Here is a 15,941-nt window from a genome sequence, read left to right on the forward strand (position 1 = left end):
TCGCACCGTACCTCCGGGCGGGGGTGGCCGGGACGGAGCCGGCGGACGCGGGCGGGCGCCGCGTGGGATGGGCGTGACGAGCGCTGCCCATCTGAGGGGTCGGGCGGCTAATGTCTCATCATGGAGCGGCGAATCTTCGGCCTCGAGACCGAGTACGGCGTCACCTGCACCTATCGCGGGCAGCGCCGGCTGTCCCCCGACGAGGTCGCGCGGTACCTGTTCCGGCGGGTGGTGTCGTGGGGCCGGTCGAGCAACGTGTTCCTGCGCAACGGGGCCCGGCTGTACCTGGACGTCGGGTCGCACCCGGAGTACGCGACACCGGAGTGCGACTCGGTGGTGGACCTGGTCGCGCACGACCGGGCCGGTGAGCGGATCCTGGAGGGGCTGCTCGTCGACGCGGAGAAGCGGCTGCACGACGAGGGCATCGCGGGTGAGATCTACCTGTTCAAGAACAACACCGACTCGGCCGGCAACTCGTACGGCTGTCACGAGAACTACCTGGTGTCGCGGCACGGCGAGTTCGGCCGGCTGGCCGACGTGCTGATCCCGTTCCTGGTCACCCGGCAGTTGATCTGCGGGGCGGGGAAGGTGCTGCAGACGCCGCGCGGTGCGGTGTACTGCCTGTCGCAGCGGGCGGAGCACATCTGGGAGGGCGTCTCGTCGGCGACCACCCGCAGCCGTCCGATCATCAACACGCGGGACGAGCCGCACGCGGACGCGGAGCGCTACCGCCGGCTGCACGTGATCGTGGGCGACTCGAACATGAACGAGGTCACCACGCTGCTGAAGGTCGGCACGGCGGACATCGTGCTGCGCATGATCGAGGCCGGCGTGGTGATGCGGGACCTGACGCTGGAGAACCCGATCCGGGCGATCCGCGAGGTGTCGCACGACATCACCGGGCGGCGGAAGGTGCGGCTGGCCTCCGGCAAGGAGGTCAGCGCGCTGGAGATCCAGCAGGAGTACCTGGCGAAGGCGACCGAGTTCGTCGAGCGCCGCGGCGGTGACCAGACGGCGAAGCGGGTGGTGGAGCTGTGGGGCCGGGTGCTGCGGGCGGTGGAGACCGGTGACCTGGAGCCGGTGGCCCGGGAGATCGACTGGGTGACGAAGCTGCGGCTGATCGAGCGTTACCAGCGCAAGCACGACCTGCCGCTGTCGCACCCGCGGGTGGCGCAGATGGACCTGGCGTACCACGACCTGCGCCGCGGTCGGGGCCTGTACGGGCTGCTGGAGCGGCGGGGCGAGGTGGACCGGGTGGCCACCGACCCGGAGATCTTCGAGGCGAAGGAGACGCCGCCGCAGACGACGCGGGCGCGACTGCGGGGGGAGTTCATCCGGCACGCCCAGGAGAAGCGGCGGGACTTCACCGTCGACTGGGTGCACCTGAAGCTGAACGACCAGGCGCAGCGCACGGTGCTGTGCAAGGACCCGTTCCGGGCGTACGACGAGCGGGTGGAGCGGCTGATCGCCAGCATGTGACCGGTGGCGGGTCGGCCCGGGACGGTGTGCGTCCGCCCGGGACGGCCCGCCCGGTAGGCTGTCGGCGCCATGATGCCTACCGAACCGGCCGGCCCGAGCTCCGAGAAGCAGAGCTGGGCCGAGCGCCGCCGCCAGAAGATCCGCGAGGAGATCGAGCGCAACCGTCGCGGCGAGTACACGGTGCCCACCTGGGTGCTGGCGCTCGCCCTCGCGCTGATCGTGACCGCCTGGGTCGCCGTGGTCGTCTTCGCCTGATTCGTCCCGCGGGCAACGTCACTTCACCCGATGAAAGTTTGCGGACCGTGCAAGATCGCTCGTAGCGTCGGGGTGTGACCACCGCCGACCAGGGCCAGTCCGGCCGCCGGGACCGCAAGAAGCGGCAGACGCGGGCCGCGCTGACCGAGGCCGCGCTGCGGCTGGTCGCCGAGCGTGGCCTCGACCAGGTGACGGTGGAGGAGATCAGCGAGGCGGCCGACGTGTCGTCGCGGACCTTCTTCAACTACTTCGCCAGCAAGGACGACGCGCTCCTCGGCGACCAGGCACCGGACCGGGATCTGCTGGTCGCCCGGGTGACCGCCGCGCCGCCGGAGGTGTCCGCGTTCGAGGCGGTCCGGCTGGCTCTCGACGAGGTCGTCGCGACGATCGAGGCCGACCGCGAGGTGTGGCGGCTGCGGCTGGCGGTCATCGCCGCGAACCCGTCGCTGCTGCCCCGTCTGATCGCCGGCAACGCCGAGTCGGAGCGGGCGATCGTCGCCGCCGTGGCCGGCCGCCTGGGGGTGGACCCGGACCACGGTCATCCCGCACTCGTCACCGCCGTCGCCGGTGCCGCGCTCCGGACGGCGCTGCTGCGCTGGGCCGGCGACCCCGCTTCCCGGCCGCTGCGGGCCCTCGTGACCGAGGCCTTCGACGCCGTCGCCGCCGGCCTCCCGGACCCACCCACCACCTGACGGCCGCCGCCGCGGCCACCCTGACCGATGACGGCCGCCGCCGCGGCCGTCCGCCGGCACCACGACGAGGAGTTCGATGACCACCACGGTTCCGCCCGCCGACACCGCCGAGGTCGGTACGCGGATGTCGCGCCGGGAGGTTCTCCAGGCGCTATCCGGCCTGATGGTCGGCATGTTCGTGTCGATCCTGGCGTCCACGGTGGTGGCGAACGCCCTGCCGCGGATCATCGCCGACCTGGACGGCAGCCAGACCGTCTACACCTGGATCGTCACCAGCGAACTGCTCGCGATGACCGCGACGGTGCCGCTGTGGGGCAAGATGGCCGACCTGTACAGCAAGAAGCTGCTGATCCAGCTGTCGCTGGGCCTGTTCGTGGTGGGGTCGCTGATCGCCGGGCTCACCCCGAACGTCGAGGTGCTGCTGGTCAGCCGCGTCGTGCAGGGCATCGGCGCCGGTGGCATGACGGCGCTGGCCACCATCGTGATGGCGGCGATGATCCCGCCGCGCGAGCTGGGCCGCTACGCCGGCATCTTCGGCGCGGTCTTCGGCGTCGGCACGATCGCCGGGCCGCTGATCGGCGGGCTGCTGGTCGACACGTCCTGGCTGGGGTGGCGGTGGTGCTTCCTGATCGGGGTGCCGTTCACGATCCTGTCGATCGTCCTGCTCCAGCGGACGCTGCACCTGCCGGTCGTCCGCCGGAAGGTCCGCATCGACTGGCTGGGCGCGGTGCTCATCACGGCCGGCGTGTCCACCCTGCTGATCTGGTCGTCGCTGGCCGGCCACAGGTTCCCGTGGGCCTCCGGCTGGACGGCCCTGCTGGTCATCGGCGGCGTGGCGGTGCTCGCTCTCGCCGTGGCGGTCGAGGCGCGGGCCGCGGAGCCGATCGTCCCGCTGGACATCTTCCGCAACCGCACGGTCACCCTGGCCACGGTCGCGAGCGTGCTCGTCGGTGTGGCGATGTTCGGCGGCACCGTCTTCCTGTCCCAGTACTTCCAGATCTCGCTCGGCAAGTCGCCCACCGTCGCCGGCCTGATGAGCCTGCCGATGATCTTCGGTCTGCTGGTCTCGTCGACGATCGCGGGCCAGCTCATCACGAAGTACGGCCGGTGGAAGGTGTTTCTGGTGGCCGGCGCCGCGGTGATGACCGCCGGGATGCTGATGCTGGGCACCATCGACGCGGGCACCAGCGTCCTCGTGCTGTCGCTGTACATGGCGGTGCTGGGCGTGGGCGTGGGCATGCTGATGCAGAACCTGGTGCTCGCCGCCCAGAACGACGTGCCGGCCCACGAGCTCGGCGCGGCCACCTCGGTGCTGACCTTCTTCCGCAGCATGGGCGGCGCGATCGGGGTGAGCGCCCTCGGCGCCGTCCTGGCCAACCGGGTCACGTCCCTGACGACGGAGAAGCTCGGTCCGGCGGCGACGGGCGGCGGCTCCGCGGAGGTGCCCGACCTGTCCGCCCTGCCGGAGCCGGTGCTGCGGATCGTGCAGGACGTGTACGGCACCGCCACCGCCGACCTGTTCCTGGTCGGCGCACCGTTCGCCCTGCTCGCCCTGGTGGTGGTGCTGTTCATCAGGGAGAAGCCGCTGCACACGTTGAGCGGCGACGAGCGCCGCGCCCGCGAGGATGCCGCGGCCACCGCGTCGGCGCACTGACCGGCCGGCCGGGACGGGCCCGCCGCCCGTCCCGGCCGGCCCGCCGACACCGCACCATCGACGTTGCGCCCGCCGGATCGTCGAGCACGGCAATCGGCTGGTCTGACGGTCCGGCGACGCCCCGGCCGCTCGGCGCGCGGGACCGACCCGCGGCTCAGGCCAGTAGGCGGGCGGCGTGCCGGCCGGCCGCCGCGGCGGCGAGGAAGTAGGCGTGGTCGGCGTCCAAACCCCGACCCATGGTGGACAGCGGCACCGGGCTGGCCCGCAGGGCGGCGTCGAGCCCGTCGACCGGCACCCGGACGACGTCGTGCCGGACCGTGAGGGGCGCCAGCGCCGCGTCGACCGCGCCGGCCAGCGCCGGGTCGAGGCCGTCGGGCACCACCAGCTCCGCGCGGGCCAGGGCCACCCGGCCGTACGCGGTGAGGCTGTGGTGGGACACGCCGAGGTGCCGGGGTCGGGGGTCGGCGTCGGAGATGCGCAGCGACCCGACCGGCCGCCCGCCCAGCGCGGCGACGGCGTTGACCGCCTCGCCGACGGCGACCCCTGAGAAGCCCCAGCGGGTGCCGGTGCCGAGGTTGCCGGGGCCCTGGGCGACGACCGCGACGTCGGCGTGCAGCACGTGCCGGGCGGCGAGCAGCCCGCTGTGCAGGGTGCTGGCCTCCAGGTCGCCGCCGAAGGCCTGCCCGACGCTGACCGTGCCGGCCAGGTGGCCGCGCAGCCCGGCGAGGGTGCGGGAGAACCAGGCCGGCAGCGCGCCCCCGTCGGTGAGCAGGTACGCCACCCGGGCGTCGGCGGCGTCGGCGTGGATGCCGGCGAGGACCGCCGGGAGGGCGGAGTGCAGGTCGGCGGTGACCACCGGCAGGCCGGCCAGGTCGTCGGCGTCCGCCAGGACCGCCCGGTGGGGGGAGGCCTCCTCGTCGACGCCGAGCAGGATCGGCTGCAACGGCGTGTAGCGGGCCTTGACCAGGTGGCCGGCCTCGCGGTTGTCGGCCGGTGCGGGCGGGTCCGGCGGCAGCCGGTCCGGCAGGGCCACGACGAGGGCGTACCCGCCGGTGCCGAGGCCCATCAGCAGCGCGCCGGCGTTGAGCAGCACCCGGTCGCCGACCTCGGGCCGGCCGACGAGAGCCGGGTACGCGAGAGCCCGCATCGAGGTGCCGTCGGGCAGGTCGACGTCCAGTTCCGTCGCGCCGTCCCACTCCCGCCGCAGTGCCGTCACCGTCCCCGACCGCCATCGCACCATGCCCGGCACGCTATCGGTCCGCCGTGCCGGAGAACCCGACCGGGTCCGCCGCCGTCGGCCGGCGGGGCTGGCGCGGGTGGCGGACGGGGTGGTCAGGGCCGCGGGTCGGGACCGGTCTCCGCCGGCTCGCCGGCGGCGGTGGGGTGGAGGAACACGTACCGGATGCCCGGGTAGCGCCGGGTGAGTCGGCGTTCGGCCTCGTCGGCCGTCGCCTCGATGGTCGCGCCGCTCACCTCGTCGTCGAAGTCGATTTTCGCGGCGATCAGGATGTCCGTCGGGCCGAGGTGCATGGTGAGCAGGGTGCGGATCCGTCGCACGGCGGGCAGCGCGGACAGTTCGCGCTCGATCTCGCGGCGCAGTCGCTCGGGCACCGCCCGGCCGACCAGCAGCGTGATGTTGTTGTACGCCAGGACGGTGGCCACCAGGAGCAGGAGCAGCCCGATCAGGACGGAGGCGACGCCGTCCCACACCTCGTCACCGGTGAGCTCGGACAGGCCCACCCCGCCGGCGGCCAGCAGCAGCCCGACCAGTGCCGCACTGTCCTCTAGGACCACGGCCTTGACGGTGGTGTCCGGCGACAGCCGGAGGAACCGGAGCGAGGTGGTGCGCCACCGGCGGGACTCGCCGCGGATCTGCCGGACCCCCCGGGCCAACGAGACCGACTCGGCGACGAACGAGACCGCCAGCACGACGTACGACACCAGGTAGTCACCGCCGCGCCCGGGCGCCAGGATCGTGTGCACCCCGTGGGTGATCGCGAAGCCGGACCCGGCGACGAATGTGGCCAGCGCCGCGAAGAACGCCCAGACGAAGCTCTCCTTGCCGTAGCCGAACGGGTGCGCGGCGTCCGCCGGGCGGGCACCCCGGCGCAGGGCCACGAAGAGCAGCACCTCGTTGGTGGTGTCGGCGACCGAGTGGGCGGCCTCGGACAGCATCGCGGCGGATCCGGCGATGAGCCCGGCGATCAGCTTCGCGGCCGCGATGGCGAGGTTCGCGGCCCCGGCGACGATGACGGTGCCGACGCTCTCGCTCCTGTCCTGCGACCGCGCCACGTCGTCACCCTATGGCCGGCCGGCGCCCCGCCGCCCGGTGACGCCGGGACCGGCCGGCGCACGCCGCGCCTGCGTGGGTGCGCGGCTTTCGCGTCCAGGCTGCTAGCGTCTACCGCGTGTCGCGGACCCGCACCGAACGCCTGGTCAACCTGGTGATCTGTCTGCTGTCCACGCGACGGTTCCTGACCGCCGCGCAGATCGCCGCGACCGTGCCCGGCTACGAGCACGATCCGCATGACGCGCGCGACCACGAGGCGTTCCAGCGCAAGTTCGAACGGGACAAGGCCGAGCTGCGCGAGCTGGGTGTCCCGCTGGAGACGGGGACGGCCAGCGCGTTCGACGTCGAGCCCGGCTACCGGATCGCCCGGCGGGAGTACGCGCTGCCCGACATCCCCCTCGAACCGGACGAGGCCGCGGCGGTGGGCATCGCCGCCCGGCTCTGGCAGCACGCCGGCCTGGCCGCCGCCGCCTCCTCGGGGCTGGCGAAGCTGCGCGCCGCCGGCGTGGACGTGGACCCGCAGGCCACCCTCGGCCTGGAGCCGATGGTGACGGTCGACCCGGCGTTCGCGCCGCTGACCGCCGCCGCGCGGGACCGCCGCGAGGTGAGCTTCGACTACCGGGTCCCGGACCGGGACGAGCCGTCCCGCCGCCGGTTGCAGCCGTGGGGCGTGGTCTGCTGGCGGGGCCGGTGGTACGTGGTCGGGCACGACCTGGACCGGGCGGCGACCCGCTGCTTCCGCCTCTCGCGAGTGGTGGGCACGGTCCGGGTGACCGGCCGCCCGGGGGCGTACGAGCCACCCGCCGGGGTCGACCTGATCAGTCACGTCGCCCGCTGGTCCGGCCCGATCGAGCGCAACGGCCGCGCCACCGTCCTCGCCGCACCCGGCCGGGCCGCCGGGCTGCGCCGCTGGGCGGTGGAGACGAGTTCCGGGCCGGACGGCGACCGGCTGGTCCTGCCGTACGCCGACGCGGACTTCCTCGCCGGCCAGCTCGTCGGGTACGGGCCGGACGTGCGGGTGCTCGACCCGCCGGAGGTGCGGGAGGCGGTCATCCAGCGGCTCAAGGAGATCGCCGCCCGCCACGACGACCTCGCCGTCGCCGGAGGTGCCCGGTGACCCGACCCGCCGCCCGCGGCGCCTCCCGCACGTCCGCCGACCGGCTGGCCCGGCTGCTCAACCTCGTGCCGTACCTGCTGGCCCGCCCCGGCATCGAGATCGCCGAGGCGGCCGCCGACCTGGGCGTCACCGAGCGGCAGCTGCGGGAGGATCTGGAGCTGCTGTGGGTGTGCGGGCTCCCCGGATACGGCCCGGGCGACCTGATCGACATGGCGTTCGACGGCGACCGGGTGACGATCACCTACGACGCGGGGATCGACCGGCCGCTGCGGCTCACCCCGGACGAGGCCCTCGCCCTGGTCGTGGCGCTGCGGATGCTCGCCGAGACGCCGGGCGTGGCCAACCGGGAAGCCGTGGAGCGCGCCCTGGCCAAGATCGAGAATGCGGCGGGTGACCTGGTGGGCGCTCCGGTCGCCGTACGGCTGCCGGCCGACACCCGCAAGGTGGCGGAGCTGCGGGCGGCGGTGGAGAGCGGCCGGGCGCTGCGGATCACCTACTACACGGCCGCTCGGGACGAGACGACCGACCGGGTGGTCGACCCGCTGCGGATGCTCATGGTCGGCGGCCGGGGGTACGTGGAGGCGTGGTGCCGCCGGGCCGAGGGGATGCGCCTGTTCCGGGCCGACCGCATCGACGCGGTGACGCTGCTGGACGAGCCGGCCCGGGTGCCGCCGCAGGCCCGCCCGCACGACCTCACCGAGGGCGTGTTCCGGCCCTCGCCGGACCTGCCGCTGGTCACCCTGCGGATCGGCCGCGGCGAGCGGTGGATCACCGAGTACTACCCGTGCGAGCGGGTCGAGGAGGGCGACGGCGACCAGTGGCTGGTGTCGCTGCGCGTCACCGACCTGGCCTGGGCGCGCCGGTTCGTGCTGGGCCTCGGTCCGGACGTCACCGTGGTCGCCCCGGCCGAGCTGGCGACCCAGGTGCACGCGGCGGCGGTCGCGGCCCTCGACGCGTACGCGACGCCGCCGCCCCCGCGCGACCCGGCCGACCCGCCGGCGGCCGACCCGGCGGTGGCGGCCCCCACCCAGTAGGCTGGCCGCCGTGGTGACGTGGATCGTGGTCGCGCTGGTACTGGTCCCGCTCGTGCTGTTCGGGCTGGCCGTCCGGCCGGTCGTGGCACGGCTGCCCCGGCTGCGCCGCGCCGCCCTGGCGCTGCAACGACGCGCCGGTGAGGCGGAGGCGCTCCAGGAGGCCGCCGAGGCACTCCAGGCCCGGGCCGAGGCGCTGCAGGAGCGGCTGGACACCACCCAGCGCCGGCTCGCCGTCATCAAGGCGAAGCGCGGCGGCTGATCGATCTTCGTCGCATCCGTGCGCGGTCGCGGCCCGTTCCGCGCACGGATCGGCACGCTCCGGCGGTTGACGGGACATCGGGGGTTGGTCAAGACTTCACCGGCCGGGACGATCCCTCACCACCCGGCGGGTGGCAACGACCCACGACGCACGTACGATGGGCTGCGGTACCACCCCTGCCCGACACAGAGCGACTGGAGCTTCCCATGGGTGCCCTCAAGCCGTGGCACATCGCCGTACTCGTGGTCGTGCTGATCCTGCTCTTCGGCGCGAAGCGGCTCCCCGACGCGGCCCGTTCGCTGGGCCGTTCGCTGCGGATCATCAAGGCCGAGACCAAGAGCCTGCAGGACGACGACCGCGACCTGGCCGAGAAGGCCGACGCGCAGGCCGGCTACCAGCCGCTGCCGCCGCAGCAGGCCCCGCACGGTCAGCAGGCGCCCTACCAGGCCCCGCCGCAGCAGCCGGTCGTCGACCCGGTGCAGCGCGTCCGCGACAACTGACCGAAGGGCCCGACCACCGTGGCCTTCGCTCTGCGTAAGCGCGGTCCGAGTAGCTTCCAGCGGGCCTCCGACGGCTCGATGACGCTCGTGGAGCACATCCGCGAGCTGCGTAACCGGCTCTTCCGGGCGTCGCTGGCGATCATGGTCGGCTTCGGCTTTGGCATCTGGCTCGCCCAGCCGGTCCGTGTCCTGCTGTCGCAGCCGTACTGCGACCTGCCGGCGTCGATCGACCCGGACAGTGGCCAGTGCAAGTTCGTGCAGTTGGGCGTGGCGGATGTCTTCCTGCTGAACCTGAAGATCGGGCTCTGGGTGGGTCTGATCATCGCCGCGCCGATCTGGCTCTACCAGCTCTGGGCGTTCATCGCCCCGGGTCTGCACCGGCACGAGCGGCGGTACGCGTACGTGTTCACCGCGCTCGCGGCACCGCTGTTCGCCGCCGGCGCGGTGCTGGCGTACTTCGTGACCGCCAAGGGCCTGGAGTTCCTGCTCAACATCTCTGGCGACGACATCGCGACCAACCTCGAGGTCACGCGCTACATCTCCTTCGTCACCAACCTGATCCTGCTGTTCGGGGTGGCGTTCGAGTTCCCGCTCATCGTGCTGATGCTCAACTTCGTGGGGATCGCCAGCGCGAAGCGGCTGCTGAGCTGGTGGCGTGTGATGGTCTTCGTGTTCTTCGCCTTCTCGGCGGTGGTGACCCCCACGCCGGACCCGTTCGGCATGACGGCGCTGGCCATCTGCCTCTGCGCGCTGTACTTCGCCGCGGTCGGCGTCGCGTTCCTCAACGACCGGCGCAGGGGTCGCGGCAAGGAGGTCTACGCCGGCATCGCCGACGACGAGGTGTCGCCGCTGGAGTTCGACGCCGAGCCGGTCGAGGCGGGGCAGCGCGTCGAGGCGACTTCACCGGTCGCCGCACCGGAGCCGGTCGCGAAGCCCGCCCCGATCGACCGCCGCTACGACGACATGACCTGACCGCGCCGGCAGCACCGCTGACGACACGAGCCCCCGCTACCCGGGGGCTCGTGTCGTTTCCCGTCGGGGAGGGGGCGAGCGTGGTGTCCGATGCCGTCGACGTGCGGGGGCCGGCGACCGTGGTGTCCTTAGCGCAGGAACGCTCCGGCGCCAGTCATCAGTCGACAATCTGTCAGCACGCATTCACGAGCGGCTCTCGGGTTATCAGGTCACTACGATGTGTCGACGTGCCCGACGAGGGAGGTCACCCCCGTGCGTCGTCTGACGTTCCGCCCTCCACCCGTCGCCGCGCCGGTCGCCCCCGTTCCGCGGCGGCGCGGGCTGCCCGTCGCCCGGTTGGCCGTGCTGCTGGGCGCCGCCGCGGGAGCCTTCTTCCTGAGCGCGGTGCTGGGCGGCGATCCGGCCGCTGCCGGAGATCGGACCGGCGCCACCTCGAAAACGATCCCCACCGTGGCGGCTGCCGCTCTGCTCGGGCCAGCCGTGGACGCCCTCGACCCGTCCGGCCCACCCCCCGGATCGCCCCGTGTCAACGGGACCGGCTCGTCGCCGCGCACCCCCGAGATCGGAGCTTGCGTTGATTCGTGTCGTCGTTTCGGAGGCGATGGGCCTGCTGCGCACCGCGCTGTGCGCCGCCTTGTCGAGTGAGGAGGACATCGAGGTCACCGCGGAGGTGACCGACGTGGCGGACCTGGCCGGCGTCGTACGCCGGCACCGGCCCGACGTGGTGCTCGTGGATCTGGCGCCGTCCGTACCGCCGTCGGTCGAGGTGGTCGCGGAGATCACCGGGGTGGCACCCGACACGGCCGTGCTGGCCATGGACAGCCGGTGGAGCCCGGCCTCGGTCGGGGATCTGCTGGCCGCCGGGGCGCGGGGCCTGGTGGGCAAGGACACGCCGTTGCCGGCGCTGGTCGGTGCCGTCCGCGAACTGGCGGCCGGGGGGAAGGTCATCGACGCGGCGGCCGCGGTGACGGCGCTGCATCCCCCGTCCAGCCCGCTGACCCGTCGTGAGGTGGAGGTGCTGCGGGCGGCCGCGGAAGGGCTGCCGGTGAAGGAGATGGCCCGCCGGCTCTATCTGGCGCACGGCACGGTGCGCAACCACCTGTCGGCGATCATGCGGAAGACCGGCGCCCGGAACCGCATGGAGGCGGTGTGGCGGGCCCGACGCGACGGCTGGATGTAGTGGTCCGGCGGGCCGGGCGGGCACCCGCCCGGCCCGCGACCGCACCGTCCGGACGGGACGGGGCGGGGTCGCGTCACCGAGCGGCATCCGGCGGTACGTGTTTGAATTCTGACGGCCCGTGATCGATCTGACCACGTTCGGGGAGGCCCTCGGTGATCCGAACCCTGCTCGCGCTCGACGGTGCCCTGGTCCGCGGCGCGCTGTCCCTCGTGATCGCCGCCGAGGAGGACATCAGCGTGGTGGCGGAGCTGGACCGCGGCGACGATCTCCCGCCGGTGGTCCACGCGCAGCGCCCCGACGTGGCGGTCGTCGGTCTCGACCTCGTCGCCGGGGCCGGGGCCGGGGCGGTGGGTCAGTGCCCCCTGCTGGTCCTCGCCGACCGCCGCCGCGCGGGGAGCCTGCACCGGGTCCTCGTGCCGGGGCGGACCGTCGGCATCCTCGGCAGCGACGTCGCCCCGCAGCGGGTGGTGGACGGGATCCGGCGGCTGGCCCGGCGGGAGTCGGTCGTCGACGCCGATCTGGTGCTGGCCGCGCTCACCGTGGACAGCCCGCTGAGCACCCGGGAGACCGAGATCCTGGACCTCACCGCGGCCGGGGCACCGGTCGTGGAGGTCGCCCGCGCACTCGGCCTCGCCCCGGGGACCGTACGCAACCACCTCCGGCGGATCACCCGCAAGGCGGGCGCGCGGACCAGGGTGGAGGCGGTGCGGGTCGCCCGCGAGGCCGGCTGGATCTGACGGCGCGGGGCGGTCAGACCCGGCCCAGCGCCACGTCGGCCGCGGGCGTCGCGTCCTCCCAGTGGCCGACCAGTTCCCGGTAGGTGGGTGAGCGGCGCAGCAGGTCGTCGTGGGAGCCCACGAGCGGCCGGTCGCCGTCGAACACCAGCACCCGGCGGGCCCGGGTCGCCGAGCTGATCCGGTGCGCGACGACCACCAGGGTGCCGGGCCGACGGGCGAAGGCGTGCTCGACGGTTGCCTCCAGCGTCGGGTCCAGGTGGCACGTCGCCTCGTCGAGGATCACCAGCGGCGCCGGGGCGAGGTAGGCCCGGACCGCGGCGACGAGCTGTCGTTCCCCGGCGGACAGGGCACCCGGGTCGATGTGGGCGGCGAGGCCGCCGAGGCGGGTGACGAGGGGACGGGCCCCGAGGGCGTCCACCGCGGCCTCCACTGTCGCGTCGTCCGCCTCCGGGTGAAGGTAGCGGAGGTTCCCGGCCAGGGAGCCGCTGCGGACGTACGCCTCCTGCGGCACCAGCACCCGCAGCCGGGCCAGCACGCCGGGCGGGGTGGTGGCGACCGGCACGCCGGCCAGGTACACCGTGCCGGACTCCGGCGGCACCAGGCCGGCGACCAGGGCGGCCAGGGTGGACTTGCCGGCACCGCTCGGCCCCACCACCGCCAGGTGCTCGCCCGCGGCCACCGTCAGGCTGAAATCCGCGAGGACGGGCCGGGCGTGCGGGCCGTACCGGAAGGTCAGCCCGCGCAGCCGGACCGCAGGTGGGGCGGCGGCGTCGGCGGCGGAACACGGCGCCCGGCCGTGCCCGGCCGGCTTCCCGACCAGGGCGGGCGTCCCGACCCTGGCCGGCGTCGCGACCTCGGCCGGCGGCTGGGGTGCCGACCGCGGCGGCGGGCAGGTGCGCAGGATGCGGTCCAGGGTGACCGCGTAGCGCAGGCCTCCGCCGCCGACGCCCTGCACCATCGCGTGCAGCGCGGATTGCAGGCCGGTGGTGACGTAGACCAGCGCACCCAGTACGGCGCCGGTGCTCAGCCCCTGCCGCACCAGCCAGGGAGCGGCCAGCACCAGCACCCCCACCGGCAGCCAGCCGCCCAGCCCGAGGCTGAGGCTGCGCAACGCCGCCATCCGGGCCAGCGTCCGCTCGGCCTCGGCCAGCGCCGTCACCCGCCGGTCCACCCCCGCGACGACCCGTTCCTGCGCGCCACAGGCGACCACGTCGCGGTGACCGGCGAGCGCGGACGCCGCCGACCGGCCGAGCTCCTCACCGGCGGCCACCTGGACCCGCTGGTGCGCCACCATCGCCGGCAGCGCCGCCCCGAACACGGCCAGCCCGGCCACCAGCGGCACGGCCACCGCCGCGGCCAGCGGCGGCGCCAGGGCGAGCAGGCCGAGCAGGGCGGCGCCGGCGGTGAACAGGAACCCGCGGACCACCAGCACCAGCCCGCCGAAGGTGTCCCGGACGATCTCCACCTGGTGGGTCAGCCGGGCCACCGCGGCGCTGTCCGGCCGGCCACCGGCTCGCGTGGCGTCGCGCAGGGCGGCGTCCACCACCCGGGCGGCCAACTCGTCGCGGAACGGTTCCACGACGGCGCCGAGACTGCGGTACACCCGTCCGGTGGCGGCCGCGCCGACCAGGACCGCCACGGCGAGCCCGCCCAGCCAGGCCAGGCCGGTCCCGAACTGGCCGGCCAGGAAGCCCCGGTCGACGGCGCGGGCCACGAGCAGCCCACTGAGCAGCGCCGGCAGGGACTCGGCCACCGACCAGGCGGCGAGCCGGCCCAGCGGCCGGCGTCGGGCGCGCAGCGCCGCCCAGGTCGTGCCCCGCACGCCGGGGCCGCTCACCGGGCGTCCCCGCCGGGTGCGAACACCGCCCGGTAGTCCGGGTCGGCCCACAGCTGCCGGTGCGGGGCCAGGGCACGGAGCCGGCCCCCGTCGAGCCAGGCGACCAGGTCGGCCGCCGCCGCCGTCCGCGCCCGGTGGGTCACCACGAGGCGGGTACGGCCGGCGGCGCCGTCCGCCACCGCCCGGGCGATGCGGTGTTCGGTGGCGGTGTCCAGGCTGGACGTCGCGTCGTCGAGGATGAGCAGCCGTTCGGCGGGGCACGCGCGGGCCAGCCCGAGCCGCTGCGCCTCGCCTCCGGACAGCGGCGCGTCCACCAGCCGGGTGCGGAACCCGTCGGGCAGCCGGGCCACGACGTCGGCGACCTGCGCCGCCCGTGCCGCGGCGAGGACCGCCGTCGTGGCCGGGGCGTCGCCGTCGGGTGGGCGCGCCGACCCGTCGGGCAGGGCGAGGCCGATCGCGTCGTGCACGGTCTCGCCGACCAGTGCCGGACGGTCGAAGGCGTGCCCGACGGCCCGGCGCAGCGCGGCCCGGCGCAGCCGGCGCAGCGGCACGCCGTCGAGCAGCACGTCACCGGCGTCCGGGTCGTACAGCCGGCCGGCCACCGCCGCGAGAGTCGACTTGCCGGCGCCGGACGGTCCGACGACGGCCACCATGGCGCCGGCCGGGACGGTCAGGTCCACGCCGTCCAGGACGGGCCGTCCGTCCTCGGCACGGACGCGGACGCGGACGCCCCGCAGCCGCAGCTCGCCACGGCCGGGTGGCAGCGGGTCGGCGCCGTGCCGGCGTACCGGGTGGGCCAGCGGCTCGGCGAGCCGGCCGGCCGCCGCGCGGCTGCGGACCAGCCGGTGCAGGGTGGCCAGCACCGCACCCAGCCCGGCGCCGAGGGCCGCGTACTGCACCGCGGCGACCAGTTGGCCGGGGGTGAGCCAGCCGGCGGTGAGCGCGTACCCGCCGGCGGCCACGACGGCCACCTGAAGCAGCGGCCCGACGGCGGCGGTGCGGGCGCTCGCCCGGGCCAGCAGCCGCCAGCCGAGCAGGCCGTACCCGTTCAGTTCGGGAAGGGCCGCCAGCACGCGGTCGCGTTCCCGGTCGACGGTGGCGGCGGCGGCGATGGTACGGGCGCCACCGAGCGCCTCCAGCAGCCGACCGGCGATCGCCCCCAGCACCCGCTGGTACCCGGCGACGGCGGCGGAGGCGTCGGTGACGAAGGCGCGCATGAGGACCGTGAGCACGGCCAGCCCGGCGAGGAGGGTGATGCCGAGCAGCGGTTCGATCAGGGTGAGCGCCACCACGCTGCCGACCGGGGGGAGCAGCGCGACCACGCCCAGCACCACCGCGGCGCCGGCCTGCCCGGCGTCGGCGGCCTGGGAGACGAGCCGGCCGACCAGGTCGCCCACCGGGTACCGGCGGACGGTGCGTACGTCGGAGGCGAACAGGTGCCGCAGCAGGCGCCGGCGCAGCAGCGCGGTCGCCCGAGCCGTGCCGTACCCGGTGCCGAGGTCCCCGAGGGTGTCGGTGACCATCAGGACGACGACCAGGCCGCAGGCGGCGGCCGGCCACCAGGCGGAGCCGTCACCGCCGACGGCGGCGTCGACGGCGAGCCCCAGCGTCGCGGGGAGCGCCAGTTCGGCGGCGGCGCCGGTGAGCGCGACCGCCCCGAGCGCGAGCGTCCACCCGCCGCCGTCGCGGACGACGCGGCGGAGCAGCCGGTCGGCGCCGGTTGGCGTCCCCATCAGACCCCCCTTTTCGTACGTGCGGCCCTGGACGGGTACGTCTACCCGTCCAGGGCCTCGCGTGGTGACCTGGTCAGTTGCAGGTCGTGACGGACAGCGAGCTGTCGCCGCAGAGCAGCAGGCTCGCCCGGCTACCGCCGCCGGTGCGGTCGGCGGGGGCCATCTCCAGGCCCTGGAGGTCGAGGAGCGCCATGTCGTGTCA

16 protein-coding genes are annotated in these 15,941 nt (G+C 74.8%); 11 read left to right on the forward strand and 5 right to left on the reverse strand.

What is annotated here, in order from left to right; translation table 11 throughout:
* Window positions 1–120 precede the first annotated feature (120 nt).
* The 4 genes from pafA (at window position 121) to ACTMS0_RS24280 (ending at window position 4,080) form a co-directional block, all read left to right on the forward strand.
* Window positions 121–1,479 (forward strand): Pup--protein ligase, encoded by a 1,359-nt coding sequence (gene pafA / locus ACTMS0_RS24265; RefSeq protein WP_088993761.1) that lies wholly within the window; start codon window positions 121–123, stop codon window positions 1,477–1,479.
* A gap of 69 nt (window positions 1,480–1,548) precedes the next feature.
* On the forward strand, window positions 1,549–1,734 hold the full coding sequence (locus tag ACTMS0_RS24270; RefSeq protein WP_441157562.1) for a hypothetical protein: 186 nt from the start codon (window positions 1,549–1,551) through the stop codon (window positions 1,732–1,734).
* A 74-nt stretch (window positions 1,735–1,808) separates the two neighbouring features.
* Window positions 1,809–2,426: a TetR/AcrR family transcriptional regulator gene (locus tag ACTMS0_RS24275; protein ID WP_441157563.1), complete on the forward strand. Its 618-nt coding sequence runs from the start codon at window positions 1,809–1,811 to the stop codon at window positions 2,424–2,426.
* Between the two features lie 76 nt (window positions 2,427–2,502).
* On the forward strand, window positions 2,503–4,080 hold the full coding sequence (locus ACTMS0_RS24280) for an MDR family MFS transporter (protein ID WP_441157564.1): 1,578 nt from the start codon (window positions 2,503–2,505) through the stop codon (window positions 4,078–4,080).
* Between the two features lie 154 nt (window positions 4,081–4,234).
* Here the strand turns inward: ACTMS0_RS24280 and ACTMS0_RS24285 are convergent, their stop codons facing one another.
* Both ACTMS0_RS24285 and ACTMS0_RS24290 read right to left on the reverse strand, forming a co-directional pair.
* Window positions 4,235–5,320, reverse strand: coding sequence for a DUF3866 family protein (locus ACTMS0_RS24285; protein WP_441157565.1), 1,086 nt, complete (start codon window positions 5,318–5,320; stop codon window positions 4,235–4,237).
* A gap of 92 nt (window positions 5,321–5,412) precedes the next feature.
* A complete protein-coding gene (locus ACTMS0_RS24290; RefSeq protein WP_441157566.1) occupies window positions 5,413–6,372 on the reverse strand; it encodes a cation diffusion facilitator family transporter in 960 nt (319 codons plus the stop codon).
* Between the two features lie 116 nt (window positions 6,373–6,488).
* Here ACTMS0_RS24290 and ACTMS0_RS24295 point away from each other — a divergent pair, with 116 nt between their 5' ends.
* The 7 genes from ACTMS0_RS24295 to ACTMS0_RS24325 all read left to right on the forward strand — a co-directional run bounded on the left by ACTMS0_RS24295 (window position 6,489) and on the right by ACTMS0_RS24325 (window position 12,169).
* The gene (locus ACTMS0_RS24295) at window positions 6,489–7,487 is read left to right on the forward strand and encodes a helix-turn-helix transcriptional regulator (protein WP_441157567.1); all 999 of its coding nucleotides are present in this window, start codon (window positions 6,489–6,491) and stop codon (window positions 7,485–7,487) included.
* On the forward strand, window positions 7,484–8,521 hold the full coding sequence (locus tag ACTMS0_RS24300; RefSeq protein WP_441157568.1) for a helix-turn-helix transcriptional regulator: 1,038 nt from the start codon (window positions 7,484–7,486) through the stop codon (window positions 8,519–8,521). Before ACTMS0_RS24295 ends, ACTMS0_RS24300 begins: the two co-directional genes overlap by 4 nt.
* A 10-nt stretch (window positions 8,522–8,531) precedes the next feature.
* On the forward strand, window positions 8,532–8,780 hold the full coding sequence (locus ACTMS0_RS24305; protein WP_155332271.1) for a hypothetical protein: 249 nt from the start codon (window positions 8,532–8,534) through the stop codon (window positions 8,778–8,780).
* A gap of 206 nt (window positions 8,781–8,986) precedes the next feature.
* Window positions 8,987–9,280: a Sec-independent protein translocase subunit TatA gene (gene tatA, locus ACTMS0_RS24310; protein ID WP_441157569.1), complete on the forward strand. Its 294-nt coding sequence runs from the start codon at window positions 8,987–8,989 to the stop codon at window positions 9,278–9,280.
* Between the two features lie 18 nt (window positions 9,281–9,298).
* Complete coding sequence (gene tatC, locus ACTMS0_RS24315; protein ID WP_441157570.1) at window positions 9,299–10,252, forward strand: twin-arginine translocase subunit TatC; 954 nt, start codon at window positions 9,299–9,301, stop codon at window positions 10,250–10,252.
* Between the two features lie 574 nt (window positions 10,253–10,826).
* Window positions 10,827–11,432: a response regulator transcription factor gene (locus tag ACTMS0_RS24320; protein ID WP_441157571.1), complete on the forward strand. Its 606-nt coding sequence runs from the start codon at window positions 10,827–10,829 to the stop codon at window positions 11,430–11,432.
* 152 nt (window positions 11,433–11,584) lie between these two features.
* Window positions 11,585–12,169, forward strand: coding sequence for a response regulator transcription factor (locus ACTMS0_RS24325; protein ID WP_441157572.1), 585 nt, complete (start codon window positions 11,585–11,587; stop codon window positions 12,167–12,169).
* A 13-nt stretch (window positions 12,170–12,182) separates the two neighbouring features.
* Here ACTMS0_RS24325 and ACTMS0_RS24330 read toward each other — a convergent pair whose 3' ends face one another.
* The 3 genes from ACTMS0_RS24330 to ACTMS0_RS24340 all read right to left on the reverse strand — a co-directional run bounded on the left by ACTMS0_RS24330 (window position 12,183) and on the right by ACTMS0_RS24340 (window position 15,932).
* Window positions 12,183–14,006, reverse strand: a complete 1,824-nt coding sequence (locus ACTMS0_RS24330) for an ATP-binding cassette domain-containing protein (protein WP_441157573.1) — start codon at window positions 14,004–14,006, stop codon at window positions 12,183–12,185.
* On the reverse strand, window positions 14,003–15,739 hold the full coding sequence (locus tag ACTMS0_RS24335; protein WP_441157574.1) for an ATP-binding cassette domain-containing protein: 1,737 nt from the start codon (window positions 15,737–15,739) through the stop codon (window positions 14,003–14,005). The genes ACTMS0_RS24330 and ACTMS0_RS24335 overlap by 4 nt, the downstream gene beginning before the upstream one ends.
* Before the next feature lie 73 nt (window positions 15,740–15,812).
* Window positions 15,813–15,932 (reverse strand): SapB/AmfS family lanthipeptide, encoded by a 120-nt coding sequence (locus ACTMS0_RS24340; protein ID WP_013734295.1) that lies wholly within the window; start codon window positions 15,930–15,932, stop codon window positions 15,813–15,815.
* Window positions 15,933–15,941 lie beyond the last annotated feature (9 nt).

The sequence above is a fragment of the Micromonospora sp. H33 genome (assembly GCF_052068455.1).
GTDB lineage: Bacteria > Actinomycetota > Actinomycetes > Mycobacteriales > Micromonosporaceae > Micromonospora.